The organism is Spirosoma endbachense (genome assembly GCF_010233585.1).
Lineage (GTDB): Bacteria > Bacteroidota > Bacteroidia > Cytophagales > Spirosomataceae > Spirosoma > Spirosoma endbachense.
The window spans coordinates 9411413-9423549 of sequence record NZ_CP045997.1; the positions used below are offsets into that span (position 1 = coordinate 9411413).

12 protein-coding genes and 1 pseudogene are annotated in these 12137 nt (G+C 50.0%); 12 read left to right on the forward strand and 1 reads right to left on the reverse strand.

Features of this window, described 5'->3' with window-relative positions; all coding sequences use genetic code 11:
• Positions 1 to 399 precede the first annotated feature (399 nt).
• From GJR95_RS37850 to GJR95_RS37905, 12 genes and pseudogenes are all read left to right on the forward strand, one after another.
• Complete coding sequence (locus tag GJR95_RS37850) at positions 400 to 1533, forward strand: XdhC family protein (RefSeq protein ID WP_162390804.1); 1134 nt, start codon at positions 400 to 402, stop codon at positions 1531 to 1533.
• A 154-nt stretch (positions 1534 to 1687) separates the two neighbouring features.
• A pseudogene (locus GJR95_RS37855) lies at positions 1688 to 1825 on the forward strand (PQQ-dependent sugar dehydrogenase); the annotation flags it as partial.
• 67 nt (positions 1826 to 1892) lie between these two features.
• Positions 1893 to 2246, forward strand: a complete 354-nt coding sequence (locus tag GJR95_RS37860) for a hypothetical protein (RefSeq protein ID WP_162390805.1) — start codon at positions 1893 to 1895, stop codon at positions 2244 to 2246.
• A gap of 522 nt (positions 2247 to 2768) precedes the next feature.
• On the forward strand, positions 2769 to 3287 hold the full coding sequence (locus GJR95_RS37865) for a cyclophilin-like fold protein (protein ID WP_162390806.1): 519 nt from the start codon (positions 2769 to 2771) through the stop codon (positions 3285 to 3287).
• 78 nt (positions 3288 to 3365) lie between these two features.
• Positions 3366 to 4013, forward strand: a complete 648-nt coding sequence (locus GJR95_RS37870) for a (2Fe-2S)-binding protein (protein WP_162390807.1) — start codon at positions 3366 to 3368, stop codon at positions 4011 to 4013.
• Positions 4010 to 5029 carry an FAD binding domain-containing protein gene (locus GJR95_RS37875; RefSeq protein ID WP_162390808.1) on the forward strand — a complete coding sequence of 340 codons (1020 nt, stop codon included), beginning with the start codon at positions 4010 to 4012 and terminating at the stop codon, positions 5027 to 5029. The genes GJR95_RS37870 and GJR95_RS37875 overlap by 4 nt, the downstream gene beginning before the upstream one ends.
• A gap of 2 nt (positions 5030 to 5031) precedes the next feature.
• Entirely contained in the window at positions 5032 to 7269 is a 2238-nt protein-coding gene (locus GJR95_RS37880) for a xanthine dehydrogenase family protein molybdopterin-binding subunit (protein WP_162390809.1), read from the forward strand.
• Positions 7270 to 7378: 109 nt separating this feature from the next.
• Positions 7379 to 7954: a DapH/DapD/GlmU-related protein gene (locus GJR95_RS37885; protein ID WP_162390810.1), complete on the forward strand. Its 576-nt coding sequence runs from the start codon at positions 7379 to 7381 to the stop codon at positions 7952 to 7954.
• Positions 7955 to 7962: 8 nt separating this feature from the next.
• The gene (locus tag GJR95_RS37890; protein WP_232540993.1) at positions 7963 to 8517 is read left to right on the forward strand and encodes a (R)-mandelonitrile lyase; all 555 of its coding nucleotides are present in this window, start codon (positions 7963 to 7965) and stop codon (positions 8515 to 8517) included.
• A 219-nt stretch (positions 8518 to 8736) separates the two neighbouring features.
• Positions 8737 to 9510 (forward strand): carboxymuconolactone decarboxylase family protein, encoded by a 774-nt coding sequence (locus GJR95_RS37895; protein WP_162390811.1) that lies wholly within the window; start codon positions 8737 to 8739, stop codon positions 9508 to 9510.
• Between the two features lie 339 nt (positions 9511 to 9849).
• On the forward strand, positions 9850 to 10599 hold the full coding sequence (locus GJR95_RS37900; protein ID WP_162390812.1) for an SDR family oxidoreductase: 750 nt from the start codon (positions 9850 to 9852) through the stop codon (positions 10597 to 10599).
• Between the two features lie 17 nt (positions 10600 to 10616).
• A complete protein-coding gene (locus tag GJR95_RS37905) occupies positions 10617 to 11030 on the forward strand; it encodes a cupin domain-containing protein (protein ID WP_162390813.1) in 414 nt (137 codons plus the stop codon).
• Positions 11031 to 11281: 251 nt separating this feature from the next.
• On the opposite strand, the gene GJR95_RS37910 is transcribed toward GJR95_RS37905, so the two are convergent.
• Positions 11282 to 12085 carry an SDR family NAD(P)-dependent oxidoreductase gene (locus GJR95_RS37910; RefSeq protein WP_162390814.1) on the reverse strand — a complete coding sequence of 268 codons (804 nt, stop codon included), beginning with the start codon at positions 12083 to 12085 and terminating at the stop codon, positions 11282 to 11284.
• Positions 12086 to 12137 lie beyond the last annotated feature (52 nt).

Consider the following 12137-nt stretch of genomic DNA (forward strand, 5'->3'; position numbering starts at 1 on the left):
TCTGATTATCAGCTATTAACGGTAACATCTTAAATTTATTGCGAAAGAATTACTCAATTTGACTTTTTTGCCAGAGATGCGTTTTTCATAAAAAATGATTCGATTTTACTATAAAGTGTCTGATCAATTTCAGGTTATTTTGCGAGGGTATATAGTCTATCTTTAATTGTATTTATTAACACGCTTTACTGCTTAAAGTCGGTAAACCGCCAGTAAATGGGTCACCCATTAGCTGGCGTCTTTACGGTTGAGGTCTTGATGATTTAATTGGGCGAGCTAAACCGTTTAGGCTATACGTCATTTCTCAGCCAGAAACGGTAATGATCCCTTGAAAAATGCTGGTTTTGCGCGTTGGGCTAGCCCTTTCTTAACACAAGCTCATTGGCAACACGATTGACCATGAAAGAGATTAAAGGGATACTCCATATCTACGACCAGATTGACTTGTCCCGGCGAAAGCTGGCACTGGCGACCGTTGTGTATGTAGAAGGGTCAGCATATCGCCGACCCGGAGCAAGGATGCTTATTAGCGACGATGGCCGCTGGGAAGGGGCTATTAGTGGCGGTTGCCTGGAAGGCGATGCGCTCCGTAAAGCGCGGCAAGTTATACTCGAAGGGCAATCCATGGTGGTTCGTTACGACACGATGGATGATGATGCGAATAGTTTAGGGATTGGGCTCGGTTGCAATGGCATTATTGATGTGTTTATCGAACCCATTAATCCTACGGATAAGACTAACCCCATTGCGCTTTTACGAGACTTTGTCCAACGGCGGAATCAGCGTGTTATCGCTACGGTATACCGAAGTGATTCGGCCACAAGACTATCGGCTGGAACCCGTTTTGTGTGCACTGGTAATTTAGTTGACAGTATACCGAGCTGGCTTCAACCGGATATGGAATCTGTTATGGACCTAGGCAAACCAATGACGACGACGTACCTTCTGGAGGGTGGTTTAGTAGACGTATTTATTGAGCGGATTGATCCAGGGATTGAACTGGTCATTTTTGGGGCGGGCTATGATACGATTCCGCTCACGCGCTTGGCCACCGAAATTGGCTGGCAGGTTACCATTACTGAAGACTGCATTGCGCACCTGTCGCCAAAGCGGTTTCCCGAGGCCACCTGTGTTCTCTATGCAGATGCTCAGATGGTAACCCAGAAAATTTACATCACCGACCGAACGGCCGCTGTTTTAATGTCCCATAATTACACGTATGATCAGGCAGTACTGACCAACTTGTTAGCTACCGATGTACCCTATGTCGGTGTTTTAGGGCCACGTAAACGGTATGAAAAAATGCAAACTGAATGGCGTAAAGCGGGCAATCATTTTTCACCGCAGGACTTGAATCGGGTCCATTCGCCGATAGGCTTAGACCTTGGGGCGGAAACCCCGGATGAAATTGCGCTATCTATTCTGGCTGAAATTAAAGCTTTTTTTAGCCAGCGGACAGGCGGTTTTCTTAGAGAGAAAGTAGGCCCTATCCATGAACGACAGTTATCGGTAGCGTTGGAGACTTTAATTTAACCGGCCTAATTTATGGCAGCGGTGCACCTATAAGCGAAGCGGTTATGTATTGTGCGAAAGGAAATAGCAACGTGCATCGCATTGTCTGAGTAAGCCTGCGCAACAGAATTGAAAATGAATAACCAGTTCACTCGTACACATAGTCACTGCACCGGTGATCGAAAACAATCGGGTGATTGGTGAAGAACGATTGTTGGCGGGTGAGGGGCAGCGTTTCCGGGATGTCACCCAAGGTATGGATGGCGAGTTATATACCCTAACAGATCAGGGAAGGTTGTATCGGATCGATTGACGATAAGGGTTCAATGACCATAATCTAATTACCAAAACGTACAGATACATCATACCTAACGATACGTATGAATGGCCATTTCTTAACTAAAGTCAGACTCTATGCTTGGTATCCAGCGAGCGCAAAACCACCCCAATTAAGTCTGGAAGAAGAAATGAGTTACCAACTCATTCTAAATATTGCTCTAGTTGGCGTAGTAGCTGGTTTTTATGACCATAAACAAAACAAGTTTTGCAAAAATTGCGAACGTTATTTCGGCTTGCCCGGTAAACGGTTTGACCAATACAATAACATTGACGCCATCAATAAAAACCTGGCATGGACTTATGAACCAGTCAATAAGGTTTTGGCCTGGATGCTCATACCGCTCCCCGTCTTATCAAGCCTTTATCAAGCTCAACCTGAAGCTGGCCTTAATTAACAACCAATTTTCATTCAAGAATCATACGGTTTATGGCCATACCCCTCCTAAGCAGACGTCAAACCAATCGATCAGGTACACACGAATAATTTCTTTGTTAATCGTGCGTATGTCCTTGTACAAAAGTCAGTTTAGGGGTGTAATGTCCAGGGGTTAATATGGACGGCATATTGTAGACTTTCGTGAGGGGTTAGGATTTACCAGTTCTCCATGGTTGGACGGCTAGTGCAATCGTATTTTCATAAGTGTAGGGGTACTTTTCAGCCTACAATGAACATCTTTCTACTCAATAGCCATTCCTGATGTATGCTTAAACCCTTAGTAGATACGCTTTAACAGCCAGAATAACCCTATACTGCAAAATAATCCGTCCCTGTATCTATCCTGACAAGAGATGCGATATTCATAAAAAAGGCTGTGGTTTTGCTATAAAGTAGCCAATGTCTTTCGGGTAACTTTGCATACTAAAAGGTGTTCCTTTCAGGTCAACTACTTAAGGTTCAACGTTGTCAATGAATCAGTATGAAATCAATTAACGGGGCACGAATTTCTTTACTTCTACTTTTTCTTGTTGGAATTATGGCGTGCAAAATGGATGACAATGGGCCTCCTTCTCCCGTTATGATCGGAAACAGTGGCAATAATGAGCCGGATACAGCCAGTAATAAGCCACTCAGCAATAAGCTCAGAATACGAGTAGGCTCCACTACGTTCACCGCAACCTTGCTGGAGAATGCGACTGTCACGGCCTTTAAAGCCAGGCTACCCATGACGGTCTCGATGAGTGAGTTAAACGGGAACGAAAAACTCTACAATTTTCCCACCGGCCCGAACGCGGGACCGCTGCCCACCAATTCATCAAATCCGGGAACGATTCAAACCGGCGATTTGATGCTGTATGGGTCCAGTACACTGGTGCTCTTTTACAAAACGTTTCCTACGGCCTATAGTTATACAAAACTGGGGCAGATCGATAAGCCAGCCGGACTGGAGACTGCGCTAGGTTCGGGCAGTGTGACGGTCAGTTTTGACTTGCTATAGACCAACCGAAATCAGTCGGATTCAAGTATTGGCCTCCAGGCCACCAACGGTAGTTTGCTCACGTTAAAAACTTGTTATATGAATGATACTGAAGACATGGACAGCGAGTTAGGCAACTCAACGTCATCCCGACGGATTTTCCTAAAGCAGTCTTCTGCGCTGGCCGCGCTGGTCATGACTCCGCCAGCCGCTATGGCCGCAGTCAACAACGGATTAGATGAGAAAGTAGCCACTGCGTTTGAGCAAATGCCACTTCACGTCAATATCAACGGGACGATGCGGCAGTTATCCATCGAGCCGCGGGTTACCCTGCTCGATCTGCTGCGCGAACAACTTCAGCTGACCGGCACTAAAAAAGGGTGTGATCACGGCCAATGCGGAGCCTGTACGGTCCATGTCGACGGGGCACGGGTCAACGCGTGCCTGACACTGGCGATGACCACCGAAGGCAGCACCGTAACGACCATCGAAGGCCTAACTGACGGCGACCCGGCAACGGCTCCATTGCACCCCATGCAGGCGGCTTTCATCAAGCACGACGGTTTCCAATGCGGTTACTGCACCCCCGGCCAGATCATGTCGGCGGTGGCCTGCATCCGCGAGGGGCACGCCAACACGCCGGACGAGGTCCGCGAGTACATGAGCGGCAATATCTGCCGGTGCGGAGCGTACGCCAATATTGTCGATGCGATCATGGACGTAAAAAAGGGAGGAGCTAAGGTATGAATCCGTTTCAGTTTACGCGGGTTACGACCCAAAAAGCCGCGATTTCGGCGATTACAAAGGAAAGCGGCACCTACTTTCTGGCGGGCGGCACCAACCTCATCGACTTGATGAAGCGTGAGGTCGTCATTCCTGAACGGCTGGTCGACATCAACAAGTTGCCCCTGGCGACGATTGAAAAAATGGCCAATGGTCTGCGGATCGGGGCCATGGCCAAAAACTCAACCGTAGCCGATAACGAACTGGTGAAGAAGCAGTTTCCACTCCTGTCGCAGGCCCTGAACGCGGGCGCTTCAGCGCAACTCCGGAATATGGCCACGGTGGGTGGTAACATGATGCAGCGCACCCGTTGCCCGTATTTTTACGACACGTCGATGCCCTGCAATAAACGAAGCCCCGTTCAGGCTGGTCCCGACAAAGGGCAGGCCAATGGGCCAACCGGTTGCGGAGCCATTGGTGGCCACAACCGAATGCATGCCATTTTTGGAGCGTCGGGAAAGTGCATTGCCGTTCACCCGAGCGACATGTGCATTGCACTGGTGGCACTGGATGCGACAGTGAACGTGTCGGGACCCAAGGGCGACCGTACTATTCCGTTCAGTGAGTTTCACCGGCTACCTGGCGACGCTCCTCAGAAAGATAACACGCTGCAACCCGGCGAACTGATTATGTCGGTCGATCTACCCACGAACCGGTTCGCGGATAATTCACACTACCTGAAAGTGAGGGATAGAGCCTCGTATGCCTTCGCACTGGTATCGGTGGGCGTTGGAGTGGACATGAAAGGCAAAACCATTCAGGACGTTCGGTTGGCGATGGGTGGGGTGGCACACAAGCCCTGGCGACTGACGGCGGCTGAGGAATTTCTCAAAGGCAAACCCGCCACGGAAGCTAACTTCAAACAGGCGGCCTCGCTGGCCATGCAGGGAGCGAAAGGCTACGGTGAGAATGATTTCAAGCTAACGCTGGCCCCGAACTCGATTGTTGACGCCCTAAAAACCGCCACTAAAACCGCCTGATCATGACGAAAGACTTAAAAAATCCACCGATTGATCGAATCGACGGGCGGATGAAAGTGACCGGCGGGGCCAAATACTTCGCCGATTTTGAACTACCCAATACGGCGTATTGTGTCATCGTCGGCAGCGAGATCGCCAAAGGAGCTATCACTAGCCTTGATACCAAAAAAGCGCAGGGTGCACCGGGTGTACTGGGTGTATTTACGCACCAGAATATGCCACCTATCCCGGGCTGGGATGCCCCCGTTGGCGGTGAAGCCGATGGGCCGCCCCCTAAACCAAAAACGGAGGAGACATACCGGATTCTAAGCAGTCCCAAAATCCTGTTCGATGGGCAGCCTATCGCCATGGTAGTAGCCGACAGTTACGAACGGGCCACGTACGCAGCTTCACTCGTCAAAGCGACCTATACGAAACAAACAGCCCGCACTAATCTGCAAAAACACGTGTCGGAAGGTGTGGCGCCCAGGGGAGCCGATGGAGGGAATTATTTGCGGGGAACAGCCGACGGCTACAAAACCGCTCCGGTCACCCTGGAAGCCAACTATACGATTCCCGTGGAAGTGCACAACCCCATGGAACTGCACGGCATTCTGGCCCACTGGACGGGCGACAAGCAGTTAATGATCTATGCCAAAACGCAGGGTGTGAATGCTACGCAAAACGCCATGGCGCAAGCCTTTAAACTGGACCCGAAGAATATTCACGTGCATACGGAGTTCATGGGAGGAGGTTTTGGTATGGGACTACGTACCTGGCCGCAGGAAACGGCGGTCGTCGCGATTGCCCGCAAAATCAATCGGCCTCTGAAACTGGTGATGAACCGGAGTCAGATGTTTACGCTGGTGGGTCACCGGCCGTATACGGTGCAGACAATTAACATGGGTGCTGACCAGGACGGAAAACTAATCGGCATCGCGCATGCGGCTACCGCCGAAACGGCCAGCTACGAAGACTTTACTGAAGCGACCGTCAACATGACCAAGTTCATGTACGCCTGCCCCAACGTGAGCACCCGCTACCGCATCGTGCGGCTTGACCGGAGCGTACCCATCTGGATGCGGGGTCCCGGTGAGGCCACTGGTGCGTTTGCGCTGGAGTCGGCCATGGACGAGATGGCCCATAAACTGAACCTCGATCCAATCGAGTTCCGCCTGCGTAACTACAGCGAAACCGATCCGGAACGGAACCGGCCCTATTCAAGCAAAAATCTCAAAGAAGCCTATCAGCGGGGGGCCGACGCCATTGGCTGGAAAGAGCGTAAGAACCAGCCCGGCAGCACCCGCGACGGCGATTGGCTCATTGGCTACGGCATGAGTACGGGCGTTTTTAGCGCCTTCCGCTGGGAGGCCAGCGCCCGCGCTCTGTTTAAAGCCGATGGATCACTGACTATTCAGAGTGCCGTGACCGACATTGGGCCAGGCACCGGAACAGCTCTGACCATGATTGCGCATAACGTATTGGGCGTGCCTATGAATCGCATCAAGGTCGAATACGGCGACACGTCGTTGCCCAAAGCGCCCACGCAGGGTGGCTCAGCCATCGTCTCAGCGGTGGGGTCGGCGGTTTATGATGCCTGTACAAGCGTCAAAAACGACCTGATGGCGTTGGCCCTCAAAGCGGGTGCTCCCTTAGCTGGTCGACAGGCCGACGAACTGACGCTGGCCGATGGGGTGCTTTCGGTCGAGAAGGAACCAGGCAAAAAAATAGCCGTACGCGAGCTGATGCAGGCCAACAACCTGACGGTTATTGACAAAACTCGGGATTCGAAAGGTAGTCCGGAACAGGAGAAGTATTCGATGTATTCGTTTTCGGTGCATTTCGTCCAGGTGCGCGTCAATCCGCTGACGGGCGTGGTGCGCGTCGCCAAAGCGGTTAGCGTGGCCGATTCAGGCCGTATCGTAAGCCCCAAAACGGCGGCCAGTCAGATGATTGGCGGGGTAGCAGGTGGCATCGGCATGGCCCTGACCGAAGAAGCGGTCATCGACCACCGATTCGGTCGGTTTGTGAACAACAACCTGGCCGATTATCACGTAGCGGTTCACGCCGACGTACCCGCCATTGAAACGATCATGATCGACAAGCCCGATCCGATTATCAACCCGATGGGTGCCAAAGGGATGGGCGAGATTGCCCTGATCGGTTTTGCCGGAGCCGTGGCCAATGCCGTTTTCAACGCGACCGGTCAGCGCGTTCGTGACCTACCTATTACACCAGACAAGTTGCTACGTACTGTTTAAAAAAAGAATTGACCGCTGATTTTTAGTATGTCTATGATCCGTTCTGATTCAGAAAAAATCAGTTGAATCCTATTGAGCCTAAAAATCAGCGGCCTATTGAGTAAAAAAAATGCTGAGTAAAAAAGTGAATAACGATATTTTTCAACGACTGCTAGCCGGCGAACTCCTACGCAAGGACGATCCGGAGTACACCAAATTTGGCGAGGTCGTTTCTCGCACCATCCGGCTATGTGTCGAGATGAATGCCACGGCAACGGGCGTCGATCAGGTACGCAGCCAGTTGAGTACCATAATCGGAACTAGGATCGATGCGTCGACGACGATATTTCCTCCGTTTTATACCAACTTCGGCCAGTTCATTCGGCTCGGCAAAAACATCTTTATCAATCATGCCTGCTCGTTTCTGGATATTGGCGGCATCACGATTGAGGATGATGTCCAGATTGGCCCGAGGGTTAATTTGACCTCTGAAAACCACCCGCTGGACCCGACCGACCGAACTACGTTAATTCCCCGGCCGATTGTAATTAAACGCAATGCCTGGATTGGGGCGGGGGCCACTATTTTACCCGGCGTAACCGTAGGTGAAAACGCCATCGTTGCCGCTGGTGCGGTCGTAAGTCGGGATGTACCAGCCAATACCGTTGTTGCTGGCATACCGGCAAAGGTTGTGAAGACACTGTAATTGAAACAATGAAAACTAATCAAACGATCCTGGAAATTTCGATCCCCACCAGAACAACCCACGTTTCAGGACATCTGGCATCCTCTTCGAAAATGGTCAGTAAAGGCCGCTATAGTCTCCTGCTAATGGTCTTCCTGATGGCTAGTATACCTATCCTGGGTCAGCGTGCTAACATCGTTACGGGTCCGCAGGCAGCAACGCGAGGCCCCGCCGACACGTTCACGGGGACCGTTTGGGTGACGAGCCTTGTCCCCAATGACTCGATCTTTACGACTATTTCCGGCAGTGTGGCTTTCGAGAAGGGTGCGCGCTCGAACTGGCATTCTCATCCGGCCGGGCAGATCCTCATTGTTACGGATGGGATTGGCTATCATCAGATTAAAGGGGAACCAAAGCAAGTGATTCGGAAAGGTGACGTGGTTAAATGCCCGCCGAATGTGGTTCATTGGCACGGAGCCAGCCCCAGTAGTAAGATGACTCACCTGTATATTATTCCGAATACGGAGAAAGGCATTGTCACATGGCTACAGCCCGTCACGAATGAGGAATATGACCAAAAGTAAGCTGACAAGCTAGTCTCTTTCGATCTATCTAGGATATCATTATTCGAGACATTGACCAGATCGCGAAACCTCGCCCTTTATTCACCTGCTAGTGGCAGTTCAGGTTTCGCGATCTGGTCAGGCTTAGTCCACTTAAGAACCAACTATCAGACAAGTCAAGTTGGCCAATGGTGTCCCGAAATTGTCTGTTTAACAGCTAAAAGTGGCTACCATACAGTTATGCACGATTATAAAGTCACATCAACCTTTAGGATTCTGAGGAGTTTACCCCTTCTGGTATTGATTCTGTTCATCTTATTCGTCAGTATAAATTACCCGATGCACGCGCAAACCAAGTCTACCGAACCTTTAGATGTCAAACAGCAGTCTATCGTAACTATTTCGGCGCTAACTACCACGGGCGACATTCCGAAGCTCAAACAAGCGCTGAACGCCGGGCTTGAGGCTGGTCTGACGATTAATGAAATTAAGGAAGTGCTCGTGCAACTCTATGCCTACTGCGGCTTTCCCCGTAGCCTGAATGGCATCAATGCGTTGATGAGCGTTGTTGACCAACGGAAAGCTGCGGGTAAGAACGACTCATTGGGAAAAGACGCTTCGCCAATAGTCCCGACGGCCAATAAGTACACTGTTGGCCAAAAAATGCTGGAAGTCCTGATGGGCAAGCCGGACAAAACGGCCCAAAGTGGTGCCAATGCCTTCGCGCCAGTCATCGATACCTTTCTGAAAGAACACTTATTTGCCGATATATTCAGCCGTGACGTGCTAACCTACCGACAGCGGGAACTGGTAACCATTTCGAGCCTTGCCAGTATGGCCGGTGTTGAGTCTCAGTTGCAGTTTCACCTGGGAGCCGGCCTGCAGGTAGGCCTCAGCGAATCGCAACTGAAAGCGATGATTTCGCTGATTGAAACCAGCGTCGGAAAACAACAGGCCAATACGGTTCAGCAGGTTCTGACCAAGGTCCTGGACGCGCGCAAGCCGACTAAATAAAGCTTTCCATTGTTTGATTAAAACGGATGAAGTCGATCCCGGGGCTATTCCTGGATGGGATAGGTATGTCAAAAAATCTTGATCTAAAACCATTCGTAGTACTCCCTATATCAATTTTTCTAGAACGTTAAATGAGTTCAACGAAGTCAATACGATAATCAACGAAGAGAATTTATCGCTGCCTATCGAAAACCCAAAGCTGGTAAAGGAAGTAACCCGTCTAGAAAAAGGATTAGCCGTACAGATGGCCATTGCCTTCCCTATGTGGATTTCTCCCGAACAGTAACGCATTGGCTTGTGTAAACGGAATTACCCTTGAACAGTAAAAAACGATTCATTATGTCAACTATTAAAAACAAAGTGGTCATTATTACGGGAGCTTCATCCGGTATTGGTGAAGCGACAGCAAAAGTACTGGCGGCCAAAGGGGCAAAAGTTGTACTGGGTGCCAGGCGTGAAGATCGTTTGGCAAAATTAGCAGAGGAAATTCAAGCAAATGGCGAACAAGCTATTTATAAAGTGATCGATGTAGCTAATGCGGACGATACTAAGCAACTGGTTCAACTGGCCAAAGACACGTATGGCCGTGTCGATGTGATCTTCCTGAACGCTGGCATTATGCCCAGTTCCCCCCTTTCCGCCTTAAAAACGGACGAGTGGGAAACGATGATTGATGTCAATATCAAAGGAGTATTAAATGGAATTGCAGCGGTATTGCCAACCTTTACCGCGCAAAAGTCTGGCCACATTATTACCACCTCATCCGTCGCTGGCCTTAAAGCATACCCAGGCAGCGGGGTTTATGGCGCCACCAAGTGGGCGGTACGTGATTTAATGGAAGTGTTGCGGATAGAATCGGCCTTAGAAGGCACCAACATCCGCACCGCAACGATTTATCCAGCCGCTATTAACACCGAATTGTTGGATACGATTACGGATAAGACGACTTCCGAGGGGATGACGGCTTTATACAAACAACATGGCATTTCACCGGAACGAATTGCCAACGTGGTTGCCTTCGCGATTGAACAACCAGACGATACCAATATTAGTGAGTTCACCATTGGACCAACCACTCAACCCTGGTAAAATTAGGAGACACGACAATGGCAAAACACGAAGACGTAAAAGACGGCGTTATTTTTCCTGTAGGTGAGAAAAACGACGCCTATGCCCAGTATTTTGTGGGCCAGAGTTACCTGAAAACGTTAATTGCTGATCCCCAAGTGAGTGTTAGCGTTGGGAATGTAACCTTTGAACCGGGATGCCGTAATAACTGGCACATTCATCGGGATGGTTTCCAGCTTTTATTAGTAACGGGGGGCGAAGGCTGGTACCAGGAAGCAGGCAAACCGGCTCAGTCTCTTAAAGCGGGTGATGTAATTGTTACTCATGATGGGGTTAAACACTGGCATGGTGCGACCAAAGACAGCTGGTTTGAACATATCGCCATCACAGCCGGTAAACCGGAATGGTTAGAGCCTGTTGATGATGAAACGTATAATAAGCTGGACCAGTAGACCAGATGCATCACTAGCCACAAACGCAGTATTGCCCACTTATTTCTGGCTGGTATACGCGTATTACCAACAAGAAATTTTTTGTATTGCCAGGATTTATTCGGAGGTATAAATGAACGCTTTTTTTCAAGTTGATCTTGAGAGAAGTACTTAATCAAAAGCCGTTTACATAGTCTAATAAATAAAATTAGTTACCATTTCAACTCGGGTTTGTGGTGTGGATAGTAGCCAAAGTGTAATACGGTGTCCAGTTAGCGCAGCAAAGAACGCATCTTCTTTTGAATCAGATCAGCTGCGTATTTTGGATTAAGCCGATACAGTTTATCCATTGCCCGGGCATCCTGACCGATTACAACCCGGAACTGATTTTTTTCAATACCCGCCAACATCTGATCCGCGGCTTGCCGGGCTGACAGGGTTTTGAATTGGGAGTCGCTACCGGCATCAGCGTTGGGGACATCCAGACCCGAGTTCTGCATGATGTTAGTGGCAATGGCACCCGGAAAAATGACGGTTACCTTCACGTTTGTATCCTTCAGCTCGGCGTATAGCCCCTCGGTGAGCAGTTTGACAGCGGCTTTGGCGGCCCCGTAGACCGTCTGACCCGGCACCGGCAGAAATCCACCCATACTCGATACATTGGCGATGTGCGCTTCGGGGCGTTCCAGCAGGTGGGGCAAAAACGCTTTGGTCAGGTAGAGCGTACCGTAAAAATTGACGGCCATTACCCGGTTGATAGCGTCCATTGACAGGTCATTGACGAGTTTGAAGGGTTGAATGATCCCGGCATTATTAATGAGCCCGTCAACCACACCGAAGTGCGCAAGCACCTCGGCTGGTAATGAGCTTACCTTCTCCCCATCCGTAATGTCCAGTTGAAATCCGGCAAAACGGTCCCGACCGACCCCGGCCAGGCGACCCGTTTCATCAAGCGTGGCGAGGTTGATATCTACCCCCGCTACGTTGGCACCCCGTTGCACCAGTTGCAGGCATAACTCCCGGCCAATACCGCCCCCGGCTCCCGTTACGACAATCGTTTTATTGGCTAGTTGCATGATTATCTTTTTAGAATGAACTTAATTAACCCCTACTCACTTGTTGGCTACC